The organism is Actinosynnema sp. NPDC050436 (assembly GCF_040655415.1).
Lineage (GTDB): Bacteria > Actinomycetota > Actinomycetes > Mycobacteriales > Pseudonocardiaceae > Actinosynnema.
In genome coordinates, this window is sequence record NZ_JBFAJV010000004.1 from 68713 (window position 1) to 83908 (window position 15196).

A 15196-nucleotide genomic window follows, 5' to 3' on the forward strand; every position below is an offset into this window, starting at 1 on the left:
GGTCCACACGGCCCAGTGCCGACGATCCACTGGGTCCAGATTGGTTCAACCACTCGGCTGATGATCGGCGGCGTCGCACCTGCTGTGCTTGAGCGGGCCTCACACCCGGGGGCTGAAGTGCGGCGGAAGGCGGAATTGCGATGATCGGCAAGACGTTCGGCGCAACGATCGGCAAGACGGTCGGCGTCCTGGTCGCGGCGGTGCTGTCGGCGGCGGCGTTGGCCGCGCCGGCCCAGGCGGGGCCGTCCCGCTGGGAGTGCCGCTACGTGCCGGCGGGCCACACCTACACCATGATCCGGGCCGACCAGGGGTGCACGCCGCTGTTCCTGGTGACCCTGCCGGAGACCGGGCTGTGGGCGTGCCACGTCCCGGCCGGCTTCACCTACACCGCGACGCGGCAGAACTACAACTGCGCCTTCAGCCCGGCGATCTCGACGCAGTACCTGCTCGCCCAGGTGTGACCGGCCGCGCCGTCCACCCCGGGCGGCGCACCGCACCGCCGCCGCGCCCCCGTCCGCATCAGCTCCGGGCGAAGGCCAGGAAGTGCGCGCTCGCGTTGATCAGCAGCGGGTCGGTCTCCACCAGGCGGGCGCAGCGCAGCGCCGCGTCCAGCCGGTCGGCGGAACCGTCCGTCCCGAGCACGTCCAGCGCCGGCCACGCCGGTCCCTCCACCCCGTGCACCACCACGTCCCGGAAGCCGGCGGCGGTCAGCTCGTCGCGCAGCCCGGCGGCCGTGTGCCAGTGCGTCTCGGTGAACCCCACGTGCCCGTCGTACCGCCCGGTGGCCAGCACCTCGCCGACCCGGCCGACCAACTCCGGGGTCAGCGTGCCCGACGAACCGGTCTCCAGCACCGACAGGTAGCGGCTGATGGCCGCCGCCACGAGCACCCCTCCCGGGCGCAGCGCCCGCCGCGCCTCGGCCAGCGCCCGCGCCCGGTCCTCCGCCGACACCAGGTGGTAGAGCGGGCCCATGAGCATGACGACGTCCGCGCTGCCGTCCGCCACCGGCAGGTCGCGGGCGTCGCCCACCGCAGCGGTGACACCGGGCAGCCTCGACGCGCTGTCGACGTGCGCCGGCACGACGTCCACCAGGTGCACGGCGTGGCCGTCCGACGCGAGCCACCGCGCGTGCACGCCCGTCCCGCCGCCGACGTCGAGCACCCGCGCGGGCGCGGTCAGGTGCCGGCGCACGAGCTCCTGCGTGCGCAGGAGTTCCAGCCGGCCGTGCGGCGTCCGGTGCAGGCGGTCGTCCTCGTCGAACTCGGCGGTGTAGTGCCGGATCAGATCGGTCATCGCCCGATGGTGTCGGCGGGGGCGTCGGCGGGCAACGGGGTTTCCGGCCGGGCCGTACGATCTCCCGCACATCCGATCTCGAGGGCCGGCCGCGCAGTCCGGCCCGCATCCGTTCCAGGGGAGAGTCCTCGTGCGAGAGTTCGTCGTCGTGGTGTGCGCCGCACTGGCCGTGGCGGGGTGCTCCGCCGAGGCCGGGCCCGCGAAGCCCGACCGGTCCGGGGCGCTGCGGGAGCTGGTGCTGCCGGACGACGTCACCGCGCCCCACGGCCTGGTGCGCGCGGGCGAGCCGGTGGCCGGCGTGCGCGAGCTGGTGGAGTGCCCGGACCTGGCGTCGGCGGACCAGGCCGAGGCGGGGGTGACGGCGACTTGGACGTGGTCGCGGGACGGCCGCGAGGTCACCCTGACGCAGTACAACGCGGTGTACCGGGTGCCCGGCCGGGACGTGGTCGAGCAGGCCCGCACCGCGTCGAACTGCCACCGGGCCGAGGAGAGCGGCCGGCTCCGCGCCGACCTCGACACCGACGAGTACTTCCACCTCAACACCGCGCTGCCCGCCACGACCCCGGCGGTGGACGACCGGTACGCCTACTGCGTGACCAACCGGGTCCGCGAGCACAGCGTGTGCACCGGAATCCTGGCGAAGGGCGACGAGGTCGTGCGCCTCACCGTGGACGGCAAGGGCGACCGGCGGGGCATGGAGAGCCCTTCGGTGGAGATGTTCGCCCAGGCGCTCACCGACCGGCTCTCCACCTGACGACGGCACCCGGCTCGACGGCACCGAGCCGGGCCGTCACACCCAGTACGGGTCGGCCCCCCTGGTCAGCCTGGCCAGGGAGCCGACGCCGGCCGCGTCCGAGGACGGCCGCACGAAGCCCGCGCGGGCCGCGATCCCGGCCGCCTCGCCCCGCGACGAGCAGTCGAGCTTGGTCAGCAGGCGCTCGACGTAGGTCTCCACGGTCCGCCGGCTGACCACCAGGCTCTCCGCGATGGCCTGGTTGGACAGCCCCGCGACCAGCCCGGTGGCGATGTCCAGCTCGCGCGCGGTCAGCCCGGACGGGTTCTCGAACGGCGCGCACGCCGCCACCACGCCGTTGCGGGGGCCGTCCGCCACGCGCAGCAGCCGCACCCGGTACCAGCCGTCGCGCGCGGGCCACAGGAACGGCACGGTGCGCACGCCCAGCGCCGCGAAGGACTCGGCCAGCGCGCGCAGCGCCGGGTCGTCGGCGACCGGGGCGGGGGCGCGGCCGGTGACCGCGCCGTGCGCCGGGGACACCCAGCTCGCCGTCCACTCGGGCTCGAACAGGGCGTCGAAAGTGGGGCAGTACAACGGGTCCACCCGACGGGCCAGCGCGGAGCCGACCTGGGCCACGAAGCGCCGCGCCTCCTCGTCGAACGCGCCGCGCACGGGCGCGTTGGCGTGCAGCACGCCGACCACCTGGCGGGTGCCGCCCAGCCGGAGGGTCGCGGAGAGGCCGTCCTCGAAGCCGGCCGGGCGCAGGCGCTCCTGGTAGTGCGGCGAGTCGCGGAAGTTGTGCGGCATGTCGTCCATGAGCAGCGGCACCGGAGAGTCGAAGAGCTGGCCACCCCACCGCGACCGGGGCAGCTCGTGCGCGAGCTCCTGGCTGATCGCCCGGTGGTAGCCGTCCTCGCCCATCACCACGAAGCCCCGGGAGACCGGGTCCCAGCCGGTCACCTGCACCGCGCAGATGTCGGGCACCGCCACGCGGAGGGCGGCGAACACCTCGTCCCACTCCACGGCGGCACCGCTGCCCAGGGCGGAGCCGATGCGCACCGCCGAGGCCACTTTCGTGGTGTCCATCCTGTCTCCTCGGTAGGCGCACAACCTACGGTCTGTGACGTGATCACGACAATACCGGGTCACCCCAGGCACACGACGGGGTGCGCTACGGGTCAACCGAGGTTCCCGGGCTGTCAACAGGTTTGACTGTCCGTCACACCGTGGGAGATGCCACCCGCCGAACGAGCGACACGACGGCCCGGCGTCGGCGCGGCCGGCGGATCCGGGACGCCGGGACGACAGCGGCCCGACGTGCGCTCGCACGTCGGGCCGCCGGGATCGGGCAGGGGCGCTCAGCCGTGGTGGATCCAGACGCCCTTGATCTCCGTGTACGCGTCGATCGCGTAAGGCCCCATCTCGCGGCCCCAGCCGCTGGAGCGGAAGCCGCCCCACGGGGCCGCCGCGTCCGGGACGCACGGCATGTTCACGAACACCGCGCCCGCGCGGATGCCGTCGGCGAGCCGGTGGGCGACGCGCAGGTCGTTGCTCCACACCGACGCCGCCAGGCCGTAGGGCGAGTCGTTCACGCGGTGCAGCAGCTCGTCCTCGTCGTCGTAGTCGAGGACCGCCAGCACGGGCCCGAAGACCTCTTCGCGGGCGATGGTCATCCGGTCCTGGACGCCGCCGAACACCGTCGGGCGGAAGAAGTGGCCGGGGCCGTCGCCGCGCTCGCCGCCGGTGACCAGGTCGGCGCCCTCGGAGACCGCGCCGCGCACGAAGGACTCGACCCGGTCCCGGTGCTCGGCGCTGACCAGCGGACCCAGGTCGGTGTCGGGGTGCAGGCCCGCGCCCAGCCGCAGGTTGCCCGCCGCGTCGGCGAGCTTGGTGGTGAACTCGTCCTGCCGGGCCCGGTCGACGTACAGGCGGGCGTAGGCGGCGCAGACCTGGCCGCTGTTGAGCAGCCCGCCCGCGATGGTGCCGGCCACGGCGGCGTCGATGTCGGCGTCGCGGGCGATGACGGTGGGCGTCTTGCCGCCCAGCTCCAGGGTGATCCGCTTGAGGTCGGTCGCGGACGCGGCGACGATGTCGCGGCCGACCGACGTGGAGCCGGTGAACGACACCTTGTCCACGCCGGGGTGGCGGACCAGCGCCTTGCCGGTCTCCGGGCCGCCGGTCACCAGGTTGACCACGCCGGGCGGGAACCCGGCCTCGACGCACAGCTCGACCAGCCGGACCGTGGTCAGCGGGGTCTGCTCGGCGGGCTTGATGACGGTGGTGTTGCCGCAGGCCAGGGCCGGGGCGAGCTTCCACGCCATGATCATCAGCGGGAAGTTCCACGGCGCGATCAGGGCGCACACGCCGACCGGCACGCGGCGGTCGAACTGGAGCGTGTCCGGGAAGGACACGTTGCGCACCGCGCCGTCCAGCTTGGTCGCCCAGCCGGCGAAGTAGCGGAAGTGCTCGGCCGCGCCGGTCACGCTCACCGCGCGGGCCACGCCCAGCGGCTGGCCCTGGTCGCGGGTCTCCAGCTCGGCGAGCTTCTCGGCGTCGGCCTCGATCAGGTCCGCGAGCCGCCACAGCAGCGCGGCGCGCTCGGTGGCCGGGGTGGCGGTCCAGCCGGGCAGGGCTTCGCGGGCAGCCGCCACGGCGTCGTCCACGTCCGTGCCGCTCGCGTCGGCGACCACCGCCAGCTGCTCACCGGTCGCGGGGTCGGTGGTGGTGAACTCCCCCGCCCCGGCGGTCCACTGGCCGCCGATGTACAGACCTGTCGCGCGCATGTCGACTCCCTCCCACTGGCTCAACGCGGCAAGTGTGGGGTGCGCCGTTCCCGCAGCGCTTGCTCGCGGGCGCACGGCGTTTGACCGTCAGCGCGCCCGGTGCTCCACGCTGCGACGGCGGTACTCCGAGGGCGACAGGCCGTACTCGGTCTTGAAGGCGCGGCTGAGGTAGGAGGCGTCCACGAGGCCCCAGCGGGCCCCGATCACGCCGATGGCGAGCTGGTTCTTGCCCGGGTCGGCCAGGTCCTGGCCGCAGCGCTCCAGCCGGCGGTGCCGGATCCAGCCGGACACCGTGGTGCCCGCCTCGCTGAACAGCTTGTGCAGGTACCGGGTCGAGATGTGGTGGGCGGCGGCGATGTCGCCGGGCGAGAGCTCCGGGTCCTCCAGGTGCGCCTCCACGTAGGACTTGATCTTGACCAGCATGGCCGCGCGGGAGGTCTCGGCGGGCACGTCGGCGTAGTCGACCTGGTCGGCCAGCGCGGTGCCCAGCAGGTCGACCACGTTGCGCGCGAGCCGGACGCTGCCGTGCACCTGGGGGTCGTCGATGTTGCGCGCGAGCTGGACCAGGGTGGTGCTGACGATCCCGCTCACGCCCTGCCCGCCCGCGAACCGGATGGCGGTGAGCTGCTCGACCTGGCCGGAGGGCAGGCACAGCATCGACCTCGGGAACATCAGGACCATGGTGGACGACACGTCGTCGAAGGCCAGCGCGTACGGGCGCGTGGTGTCGTAGATGGCGAAGTCACCCGGGCGCAGCGCGGCCTGGCGGCCGTCCTGGGTGAGCTTCGCGGTGCCGTGCAGCTGGAGGGAGAGCTTGTAGTAGTCCGGTGCGGCGCGGGAGATCGTGCGGGAGGTCCGTCGCACGGTGTGCGCGTCCGCCGACGCCTCGTACACGGCGACGCTGCCCAGGTTCTGACCGCGCAACCGGCCCCGGAAAGCCGCGTGCTCGCCCGCCGTGGCCTCCAGCGGCACGAACGTCTGCGAGACCGCCGACTGCCAGAGATCGAACTGCTGCGTCGCCGGCACGCCGGCGGTGGTCAGCACGTAGGACATCGTTGCCCTCCCGGACCTCGTGGTGCACAGTGTTCTGCGTAACACTGCGTGACAGGCACAGTCGTCTTCATTCACCCGTTCGTCAAGGGGTCGTTGCCGAAGCGTGAATGGCCCGACCGCCCGGTGCACGCGGAGTCAAATGCCGTGCATCCGTGGTCAACCCTACTCCCCCGGCGGACTGTTACACCTGGATAGCCGGCACGACAGCCCGTGCCGGAGACGGATCGTATTCGATCCGCTACACGATCCCCGATGCGGAGGTGACCATGGGTGAGGTCGTGCTGGCCGCGAAGATCACGCATGTGCCGTCGATCTGGCTGTCCATCCACCCCGGCAAGCACCACGGCATCCGCAGGCCCGCCGAGGTCGGCCTGGCCGAGGTCGGCCGCCGAGCGAGGGAGCGCGGCGCGGACACCTTCGTGGTGGCCGACTCGCACTGGATGAACAGCATGAGCTTCCACATCAACGGGAAGGCTCGGCACCAGGGCAGCTACGCGTCCCACGAGCTGCCGCACTTCATCCAGGACCTGGAGTACGACTACCCCGGCAACCAGGAGCTCGCCCGCCTCATCGGCGAGGAGATCAACGCCGGCGGCCAGAAGTCCCTGGTGCACGACGTGAAGGACCTCGGCCTGGAGTACGCGACGCTGGTGCCGATGCACTTCATGAACCGCGACGGCGACCCCCTGGAGGTCGTCCCGGTCGGGTGCAACATCTACTCGTCCATCGACGAGAACCGGCGGGTCGGCGAGGCCATCGCGCGCGCCGTGCTGCGCAGCGACCGCAAGGTGGCGTTCCTGGCCAGCGGCTCGCTGTCGCACCAGTTCCCGCCGAACGAGGTCTCGTCGCAGTACCTGGACAAGATCAGCAACCCGATCAACGAGCAGGCCGACCGGCTGGTGCTCGACCAGTGGACCACGGGCAAGATCCCGGAGTTCCTGGCCGCGCTGCCCGCCTACAACGAGCGGTTCACCGGCGAGGCCGCCATGGCCGACACCGGCATGTTGTTCGGCATCCTCGGCTGGGACAAGTACAACGGCCACGGCGAGCAGCTGTGCGACTACTTCCCCAGCAGCGGCACGGGACAGGTGATCGTGGACTTCCCGATCCCGGACGGGCTGAAGTCGTGACGCACCCGCTCGGCCTGGCGCCGTCCAAGATCATCGCGGTGCACCTGAACTTCCGCAGCCGCGCTGCGGAGCGCGGGCGCTTCCCCGAGGAGCCCTCGTACTTCCTCAAGCCGCCGTCCTCGCTGTCCTGGTCGGGCCGCGACCTGGTCCGCCCCGAGGGCACCGAGCTGTCCGCCTTCGAGGGCGAGATCGCCGTCGTGATCGGCAAGCAGGCGTCCCGGGTCGCCCGGGAGGAGGCCGCCGAGTACATCGGCGGCATCGCCGCCGCGAACGACTTCGGCGTGCACGACCTGCGGTACGCGGACCGGGGCTCCAACCTGCGGTCCAAGGGCGCGGACGGCTACACGCCGATCGGCCCCGTGCTGCTGGACCCGCGCGCGGTCGACCTGCGCGACCTGCGCCTGCGCACGTGGGTCAACGGCGAGCTGATGCAGGACGACAACACCGGCGACCTGCTGTTCGACTTCGCGTACCTGATCGCGGACCTGAGCCGCACCATCACGCTGGAGCCGGGCGACGTCATCCTCACCGGCACGCCGACCGGCGCGACCGTGGTCTCCCCCGGCGACGTCGTCGAGGTCGCGGTCGGCGACACCGAGCGGCTGCGCAACACCGTCCGGGAGGCCGGAACGCTGGCCAAGCCCGGCGCGCGGCCGAAGGTGACCCGCGAGGACCGGGCGGCGGCCGTGGGCGGCAGCGTCCCGGCGATCAAGCCGGAGACCGAGGCGGCGCTGCGGTCGGTGTCCACCGCCACGCTGTCCAGCCAGCTGCGCAAGCGCGGCCTGCACCACACGTTCCTCACCGGGCTCAAGCCGTCCCGGCCGGACCTGCGGATGGTGGGCACCGCCCACACGCTGCGGTTCCTGCCGCTGCGCGAGGACCAGTTCGCCGAGCGCGGCAACGGCATGAACGCCCAGAAGCGGGCCGTGGAGTCCATCGGGGACGGCCAGGTCCTGGTCATCGACGCCCGCGAGGACCACGGCGCGGGCACCCTCGGCGACATCCTGGCGCTGCGCGCGCTCAAGCGGGGCGCGGCCGGCGTGGTGACCGACGGCTGCCTGCGCGACAGCCCGTCGTTCGGCGACGTCGACCTGCCCGCCTACAGCGCGGGGCCGCACGCGGCCGTGCTGGGCCGCAAGCACGTGCCGTGGGAGGTCGGCGTGGACGTTGCGTGCGCGGGCGTCCTGGTGCGGCCGGGCGACGTGCTGGTGGGCGACGCCGAGGGCGTCATCCTGATCCCGCCGGCGCTGGTCGACGAGGTCGCCTCGGACGCGGTGAAGATGGAGCGCGAGGAGCGGTTCATCCTCGAACGCGTCGCCGCCGGCGAGGGCATCGACGGCCTGTACCCGCTGGGCGCGGCCAAGCGCGCCGAGTACGAGGAGTGGTCGGGGTGACCGCCGCCCCAGTCCGATCCAAGACCCAGTACGCGTACGAGACGTTGCGCGACCGGATCGCGGAGGGCCGGTACGGGCCCGGCGTGCGGCTGGTGTTCGACCGGATCGCGCGGGAGCTGGGCATCAGCCCGGTCCCCGTGCGGGAGGCCGTGCGCCGGTTGCAGGCCGAGGGCTGGGTGGTGTTCGAGCAGAACGTCGGCGCGCAGGTCGCCGAGTTCGACCCGGACGGCTACCGCCACACCATGGAGGCCCTCGCGCTGCTGGAGGGCCACGCGGTCGCCACGGCGCGGGTCACCGGGGCGCTGCTGGACCGGGCCGCCCACCTCAACGACCTGATGGCCGCCTCCCTCGTGGAGTTCGACCCGCTCGGGTTCACCCGCCTCAACCGCGAGTTCCACCTCCTGCTGTGCGGCGCGACGCCCAACCCCCGGTTGCGCGAGCTGGTCGACAAGGAGTGGTCGCGGTTGGACATGACCCGGCGCACGACGTTCAGCCTGGTGCCCGGCCGGGCCCGGGAGTCGGTCGCCGAGCACGCCGAACTGCTGCGCCTCCTGCGCGCCGAGGCACCCGCCGAGGTCGTGGAGCGCTTCGCCCGCGAGCACAAGCTCAACACCCTCCGGGCCGTGGACACGAGGTCCCCGGCCCCGCTCTCAGGGGAGTTCCCGTCATGAGGTTCCGTTCCGACCCGGCGCAGATCCGAGGGTCCATCGCGCCCGTCGTCACGCCGTTCACCGCCGAGGGCGCCCTCGACACGGACAGCCTGCGCGCGCTCGTGCGCTGGCAGCTGGAGTCCGGCTCGCACGGCGTGTCCATCGGCGGTTCGACCGGCGAGCCCAGCGCGCAGACGATCGAGGAGCGGATCACCGCGATGCGCGTGGTGGCCGAGGAGCTCGGCGACCGCGTGCCGTTCCTGCCCGGCACCGGCGCGGTCACCCTCGACCACACGCTGGAGCTCACCGACCAGGCGCAGAAGCTCGGCGCGGACCTCGCGCTGGTCATCACGCCGTACTACAGCCGGCCCACCCAGGAGGGCCTCGTCGCGTGGTACGGCGCGGTGGCCCGCGAGTTCCCGGACATGCCGATCGTGATCTACAACGTGCCCTCGCGCACGGCCGTGGACATCGCGCCGGACACCGTGGCCAAGCTCCGCCACGCCCACGACAACATCGTGGGCATCAAGGAGACCACCAAGGACTTCGAGCACTTCTCGCACGTGCTGCACAAGTGCGGGCGCGACTTCCTGATGTGGTCGGGCATCGAGCTGCTGTGCCTGCCGCTGCTGGCGATCGGCGGCGTCGGGTTCGTCAGCGCGCTGGCCAACATCGCCCCCGCCGCCGTGGCGAAGATGTACGAGCTGTACGTCTCCGGCGACCACCAGGGCGCCATCGACCTCCACTACCGGCTGGCACCGCTGGTGGAGCTGCTGTTCGTCGAGACCAACCCCGCGCCGGCCAAGCACGTCCTGGCCGACCTCGGCCGCATCTCCAGCGGCCACGTCCGCCCGCCGCTGATCGAGCCGACCCCGGCCGGCCTGGAGAAGATCAACAAGCTGCGCGCCGAAGCCGCCGACCTGCTCATCCCGTCTGGAGTGAACGCATGACCACCGTGAAGAAGCCGGCGGACCTGCCCACCGAACTGCTGCACCACATCGACGGCAAGGACGTCCCGTCCGTCGACGGCGCCACGTTCCCGGTCGCCGACCCGGTCACCGACACCGAGTACGGCACCGTCGCCGCCGGCGGTCCCGCCGACATCGACAACGCCGTCGCCGCCGCCCGCAAGGCGTTCGAAGAGGGCCCGTGGCCCCGGATGTCGGACCGCGAGCGCGCCAAGGTGCTCAACCGGATCGCCGACGCCATCGAGTCGCGCGCCGACCGGCTGGCCGAGCTGGAGACCTTCGACACCGGCCTGCCGGTGACCCAGGCCAAGGGCCAGGCGCACCGCGCGGCGGAGAACTTCCGCTACTTCGCCGACGTGATCGTCGCGCAGCACGAGGACGCGTACCTCGTCGGCGACAAGCAGGTCAACTACGCGATCCGCCAGCCGGCGGGCGTCGCGGGCCTGATCACGCCGTGGAACACGCCGTTCATGCTGGAGACCTGGAAGCTCGCGCCGTCGCTGGCCTCGGGCTGCACGGTGGTGCTCAAGCCCGCCGAGTGGTCGCCGCTGTCGGCCAGCCTGCTGCCCGGGATCATGGCCGAGGCGGGCGTGCCGGACGGCGTGTTCAACCTGGTGCACGGCATCGGCGAGTCGGCGGGCGCGGCCCTGGTGGCGCACCCGGACGTGCCGCGCCTGTCGTTCACCGGCGAGAGCGGCACCGGCCAGATCATCATGCGCACCGCGGCGGAGAACCTGAAGGAGGTGTCGATGGAGCTGGGCGGCAAGTCGCCGTGCGTGGTCTTCGCCGACGCCGACTTCGACAAGGCCGTCGACGCCGCCGTGTTCGGCGTGTTCTCGCTCAACGGCGAGCGCTGCACGGCCTCCTCGCGGGTGCTGGTGCAGCGGGAGATCTACGACGCGTTCGTGGAGGCCCTGGCCGCCCGCGCGTCGGCCGTGCGGGTGGGCCTGCCCTCCGACCCCGCCACCGAGGTCGGCGCGCTGATCCACCCCGAGCACTACGCGCGGGTGCTGGAGTACGTCGAGATCGGCAAGAAGGAAGCCCGGCTGGTCGCCGGCGGCAGCCGCCCCGACCACCTGGACTCCGGCAACTTCCTGTCCCCGACGGTGTTCGCCGACGTCGCGCCGGACGCCCGGGTGTTCCAGGAGGAGATCTTCGGGCCGGTGGTCTGCGTGACGCCGTTCGACACCGAGGAGGAGGCCGTCGCGCTGGCCAACGCCACCAAGTACGGCCTGGCGGGCTACGTGTGGACCTCGGACCTCAAGCGCGGCCACCGGGTGGCCCGCGCCGTGCAGTCCGGCATGGTGTGGATCAACTCGCACAACGTCCGCGACCTGCGCACGCCGTTCGGCGGCATCAAGGCCAGCGGCGTCGGCCGGGAGGGCGGTGCGCACAGCATCGACTTCTACAGCGACCTGCGCGCGGTGCACGTGGCCGTCGGCGACCTGACCCCGCCGAGGTTCGGAGTTGCCCGACCGTGAACGGTCGTTGATTTCGGGCGCACCCGCCTGTGCCGGCTATGGGGCAGGCGGGTGTCGCGCGGATAACGTCCGATCATGGGCATGGAGGGCAGGGTCGCGCTGGTGACCGGGGCGGGCTCCGGGATCGGCGCGGCGGTGGCGCGCAAGCTGGACGCCGCCGGGGTGCGGGTGGCGGCGCTGGACGCCGACTCCACGGCGGTGGAGCTGGTGGGCGGCGCGCTGTGGTGCGGCATGGCGGTGCGCGCCGAGGCCGCCGACCCGGCCCAGGCCGAGTCGGCGGTGAGCACCGTGGTCGACCACTTCGGCCGGCTCGACCTGCTGGTCGTGACCACGCCCCCGGTGCCGTGCCCCGGGCCGCGCCGGCTCGGCGGCCTCACCACGCTCGCCCTGGACGACGAGACCTGGCACTCGGTGCTGGCCACCCAGCTCGACGCCGCGTTCTACACCACCCGGGCCGCGTTGCGGGCCATGCGCGCCGGGGTGATCGTGGCGGTGGCGGTCACCTGCCCGCACCTGCCCCACCAGTCGGCCTCGGCGGCGGGCGTGCGCGGGCTGGTCCGCGCCGTCGCCGAGGACGCCGCACCCGCCGGCGTGCTGGTCCGCTCCGTCACCGCCCGCTGCACCCCCGATCCCGTCGAGGTCGCGGACACCGTCGCCGACCTCGCCGTCACCACTGGAGGACCGACATGGGCTCTCGATTCACCGGCCGGGTCGCCCTGATCACCGGCGCGGGCACCGGCATCGGCGCGGCCACCGCGCGGCTGGTCGTGGCCGAGGGCGGCAAGGTCGTGCTGACCGGCCGCCGACCCGCGCCGCTGGCCGAGGTCGCCGGGCCGCTGGGCGACGCCGCGCTGGCGCTGCCCGCCGACGCGGCCGACGGCGCGGCGATGGCCGCCGTCGTCGCCGAGGCCACCGAGCGCCTCGGCCGGGTCGACGTGGTCGTCGCCAACGCGGGCGGCCACGGCCTCGGCACGGCCGGGGAGACCACCGACGAGGGCTGGCAGCTCGCCCTGGACGCCAACCTGACCAGCGCGTTCGTCACCATCCGGGCCGCGCTGCCCGGCCTGGTGGACGGCGGCGGCTCGGTCGTGCTGGTGTCCTCGCTCGCGGGCCTGTTCGCCGGGCCGGCCGTGGCGGGCTACACCGCCACCAAGCACGCGCTGGTGGGCCTGAGCCGGTCCGTCGCCCGCGACTACGGCAAGCACGGCGTGCGCGCGAACGTGGTGTGCCCCGGCTGGGTGCGCACCGCCATGGCCGACGAGCAGATGGACCGCTTCGGCGAGTCGCGGGGCATCAGCCGGGACGACGCCTACGCCCTGCTCACCGAGAACACGCCGCTGCGCCGTCCCGCCGACGCGGAGGAGGTGGCGTCCGTGATCGCGTTCCTGGCCTCCTCGGACGCCTCGATCGTGAGCGGCGCCGTCGTCACCGCCGACGCGGGTGCGAGCGCCGTGGACCTGCCCACCATCGAACTGGCCTGAGAGGACACCTGATGTCGGATTGGAAGACCGTCGACGACTTCGCCAAGGGCATCGACGGGAACCGGCTGCCGCGCACCGACGCCCTGGTCGGCCTGACCTGGACCGTCCGGCACGACGAGGGCGGCGAGGTCACGCTGACCTTCACCGACTCCTCGCACGCCGCGTGGACCGCCGGCGAGGCGTCCGGCACCGACCGCTACGAGGCGGTGGAGGGTGCGCCGGGCATCTACTTCGTGTCGCTGATCGACACCAACACCCCGCGCGAGTGCGCGGTGCTGATCGCCGACGTCGAGAACCGGCGGACGCTGAGCGTCGAGTCGACCATCGCCGAGGAGAAGGTCGACGGCGTCCCGCAGGTGTCGCAGGTGTTCAAGCCGGGCGTGCTGGACACCGGCGACGGCGTGGGCCCGAAGGGCGAGCCGGCCGCCGAGACGCGCGAGCTGATCGGGTTCCGCGCGCTCTACCGGTACAGCCCCAACCACCTCTACGAGCACGTCTACCTCAGCTCGGAGCGCTACGCCTGGCAGTGCCTGGTGGGCGAGCAGCACGGGCACGGCGACGTGGACCTGGCGACCGCGTACAAGATCGCGGAGAACCGGTACGTGTTCACCTTCCGGGAGTTCCGCATCCCGGTCGCCACGACGTGGCTCTACGACATGGACGCCATGCGCACCACGGGCACGTTCTTCGGGCTCAACGGCGAAGGCGAGATCCGCAGCGCTCCCGGCGGCGCGCACATCCTCCCGCTCGGCCGGGTGTCCTACCCCGACGAACAGCCCGTCTGAGAAGGAAGAACATGACCGCACTGGAAGTCGTCCGGGCCCACTACGCAGCCTCCGACCGGGGCGACCTGGACGGGATGCTGGCCCCCCTCGCCCCCGGCGCCACCTGGACCGAGGCCGCCGGCTCCACCTACGGCGGCACGTACACCGGCCGGGACGCCATCGTCGCCAACGTGTTCGAGCGGATCGGCGCGGACTGGGCGTCGTTCGGCGTCTCCGTGTCCGAGTTGCTGGACGCGGGCGACACGGTCGTCGCGCTGGGCAGCTACACCGGCGTGCACCGCGCCACCGGCAAGGGCATGACCGCCCGCTTCACCCACATCTGGCGGGTGGCGGACGGCCGGGTCACCAGTTTCGAGCAGGTCGCCGACACCGCGCTGATCGTGGGCGCGGAGTCCTGAGACGGGAGCGGGCCGCTCTCGGCGGGGCGGCCCGCTCCTCCCGGGGAGTTCCCCCCTCGGACGGGAGCGGGCCGCTCGGGGCCGACCGGCCCGCTCTCTTTTTCGTGCCGGGTCGCGGTGCGGTGGGTCGCAGAGCCCGGCACCGGGTCCGGTGGGCGGTGCTCAGGGTCTGGCCTCCCGGACGGGTGTCAGCAGGGTGGACGACCGCCCGATGCCGGTGATGGCGTCGAAGGTCGCCCGGCCCGCGTTCCACGCCCGTGCCCGCTCCGGCCCGAACACCCGGGACACCAACGGCGCGAGGCGCGGCGTCGCGTCGCTGACCTGGGCGAGGTCCTGGACGAACCGCAGGCTGCGCGGTGGCCTGGTCCGCACGTCGACGTGCAGGCCCGACACCGGATCGCCGTGCGCCGGCACCTCGTTGGCCTTGCGCGCCCGGCACGCCCGCAGGTACTCCAGCGACGCCGACAGGCTGCCCTCGTCCGGCGCGACGCGATCGTCGGGCCCGATCGCCCAAAGCACCGCGAACGGCGCGCGCAGCGGGTGCGGCGCGTAGGGGACGGACAGCCGGTCCGCGACCTCCTGGCAGTAGAACGTCAGGGCGACGTCCTCCATGGCGCGCTGCTTCTGCGCCAGGTTCTCACCGGCGACGGCGAGCCCGAAGAAGTCGGCCAGGCCACCGACCTGCCGGTTCGCCCACTCCTTGGCGTTGTCGAAAGCCCCCGCCGTGAAGGCGGTCCTCGCCAGGCGTTCGAGCGTGGCCTCCTGGTCCCGGTTGCGGCTCTCCAGCAGCTCTCGGCGCAGCACGTGGCTCGTCAGCAGGAAGAACTCGACCGCGTGCTTTAGGTCGGAGAACAGGCCCGGGTCCGAGTACCCGGTCTCGTAGTGGGCGCTGCTGATGTCCAGGAAGGTGGCCGGCGCGCCGGTCTCGGCGAGGGTCGCCACGTACCGGTCGAACAGGTCGGTGTCCACCCGCCACAGTGCCAGGTCCGTCCCCACCGCGAGGTCGGTGATCCACTGGTCCTCGTCGGCGCTGTCGACCACCGCGAG

16 protein-coding genes are annotated in these 15196 nt (G+C 73.0%); 11 read left to right on the forward strand and 5 right to left on the reverse strand.

What is annotated here, in order from left to right; all coding sequences use genetic code 11:
- Nucleotides 1-140 precede the first annotated feature (140 nt).
- Entirely contained in the window at nucleotides 141-461 is a 321-nt protein-coding gene (locus AB0I60_RS12890; RefSeq protein ID WP_360728733.1) for a hypothetical protein, read from the forward strand.
- A 58-nt stretch (nucleotides 462-519) separates the two neighbouring features.
- Here the strand turns inward: AB0I60_RS12890 and AB0I60_RS12895 are convergent, their stop codons facing one another.
- The gene (locus tag AB0I60_RS12895; RefSeq protein ID WP_360728736.1) at nucleotides 520-1293 is read right to left on the reverse strand and encodes a class I SAM-dependent methyltransferase; all 774 of its coding nucleotides are present in this window, start codon (nucleotides 1291-1293) and stop codon (nucleotides 520-522) included.
- A 130-nt stretch (nucleotides 1294-1423) separates the two neighbouring features.
- On the opposite strand from AB0I60_RS12895, the gene AB0I60_RS12900 reads away from it, so the two are divergent.
- Entirely contained in the window at nucleotides 1424-2047 is a 624-nt protein-coding gene (locus tag AB0I60_RS12900; RefSeq protein ID WP_360728740.1) for a hypothetical protein, read from the forward strand.
- Nucleotides 2048-2083: 36 nt separating this feature from the next.
- On the opposite strand, the gene AB0I60_RS12905 is transcribed toward AB0I60_RS12900, so the two are convergent.
- The 3 genes from AB0I60_RS12905 to AB0I60_RS12915 all read right to left on the reverse strand — a co-directional run bounded on the left by AB0I60_RS12905 (nucleotide 2084) and on the right by AB0I60_RS12915 (nucleotide 5862).
- On the reverse strand, nucleotides 2084-3112 hold the full coding sequence (locus AB0I60_RS12905) for a LuxR C-terminal-related transcriptional regulator (protein WP_360728743.1): 1029 nt from the start codon (nucleotides 3110-3112) through the stop codon (nucleotides 2084-2086).
- Between the two features lie 272 nt (nucleotides 3113-3384).
- Nucleotides 3385-4809 carry an aldehyde dehydrogenase family protein gene (locus AB0I60_RS12910; RefSeq protein WP_360728746.1) on the reverse strand — a complete coding sequence of 475 codons (1425 nt, stop codon included), beginning with the start codon at nucleotides 4807-4809 and terminating at the stop codon, nucleotides 3385-3387.
- A gap of 87 nt (nucleotides 4810-4896) precedes the next feature.
- Nucleotides 4897-5862, reverse strand: a complete 966-nt coding sequence (locus AB0I60_RS12915; protein WP_360728749.1) for a helix-turn-helix domain-containing protein — start codon at nucleotides 5860-5862, stop codon at nucleotides 4897-4899.
- 266 nt (nucleotides 5863-6128) lie between these two features.
- Here AB0I60_RS12915 and hpaD point away from each other — a divergent pair, with 266 nt between their 5' ends.
- From hpaD to AB0I60_RS12960, 9 genes are all read left to right on the forward strand, one after another.
- On the forward strand, nucleotides 6129-6992 hold the full coding sequence (gene hpaD, locus AB0I60_RS12920) for a 3,4-dihydroxyphenylacetate 2,3-dioxygenase (RefSeq protein WP_360728752.1): 864 nt from the start codon (nucleotides 6129-6131) through the stop codon (nucleotides 6990-6992).
- On the forward strand, nucleotides 6989-8386 hold the full coding sequence (locus tag AB0I60_RS12925; protein ID WP_360728755.1) for a fumarylacetoacetate hydrolase family protein: 1398 nt from the start codon (nucleotides 6989-6991) through the stop codon (nucleotides 8384-8386). The genes hpaD and AB0I60_RS12925 overlap by 4 nt, the downstream gene beginning before the upstream one ends.
- Entirely contained in the window at nucleotides 8383-9057 is a 675-nt protein-coding gene (locus AB0I60_RS12930; protein ID WP_360728758.1) for a GntR family transcriptional regulator, read from the forward strand. The genes AB0I60_RS12925 and AB0I60_RS12930 overlap by 4 nt, the downstream gene beginning before the upstream one ends.
- Nucleotides 9054-9986: a 4-hydroxy-tetrahydrodipicolinate synthase gene (dapA, locus tag AB0I60_RS12935; RefSeq protein ID WP_360728760.1), complete on the forward strand. Its 933-nt coding sequence runs from the start codon at nucleotides 9054-9056 to the stop codon at nucleotides 9984-9986. The genes AB0I60_RS12930 and dapA overlap by 4 nt, the downstream gene beginning before the upstream one ends.
- Entirely contained in the window at nucleotides 9983-11485 is a 1503-nt protein-coding gene (gene hpaE / locus AB0I60_RS12940; RefSeq protein ID WP_360728762.1) for a 5-carboxymethyl-2-hydroxymuconate semialdehyde dehydrogenase, read from the forward strand. The genes dapA and hpaE overlap by 4 nt, the downstream gene beginning before the upstream one ends.
- Before the next feature lie 75 nt (nucleotides 11486-11560).
- Nucleotides 11561-12205: an SDR family NAD(P)-dependent oxidoreductase gene (locus AB0I60_RS12945; protein WP_360728764.1), complete on the forward strand. Its 645-nt coding sequence runs from the start codon at nucleotides 11561-11563 to the stop codon at nucleotides 12203-12205.
- Entirely contained in the window at nucleotides 12172-12966 is a 795-nt protein-coding gene (locus tag AB0I60_RS12950; RefSeq protein WP_360728766.1) for an SDR family oxidoreductase, read from the forward strand. Before AB0I60_RS12945 ends, AB0I60_RS12950 begins: the two co-directional genes overlap by 34 nt.
- A gap of 11 nt (nucleotides 12967-12977) precedes the next feature.
- Nucleotides 12978-13751, forward strand: a complete 774-nt coding sequence (locus tag AB0I60_RS12955) for a molybdenum cofactor biosynthesis F family protein (RefSeq protein ID WP_360728769.1) — start codon at nucleotides 12978-12980, stop codon at nucleotides 13749-13751.
- An 11-nt stretch (nucleotides 13752-13762) separates the two neighbouring features.
- Nucleotides 13763-14149, forward strand: a complete 387-nt coding sequence (locus AB0I60_RS12960; RefSeq protein WP_360728770.1) for a nuclear transport factor 2 family protein — start codon at nucleotides 13763-13765, stop codon at nucleotides 14147-14149.
- Nucleotides 14150-14311: 162 nt separating this feature from the next.
- On the opposite strand, the gene AB0I60_RS12965 is transcribed toward AB0I60_RS12960, so the two are convergent.
- On the reverse strand, nucleotides 14312-15190 hold the full coding sequence (locus AB0I60_RS12965) for a hypothetical protein (RefSeq protein WP_360728772.1): 879 nt from the start codon (nucleotides 15188-15190) through the stop codon (nucleotides 14312-14314).
- Nucleotides 15191-15196: the final 6 nt, after the last annotated feature.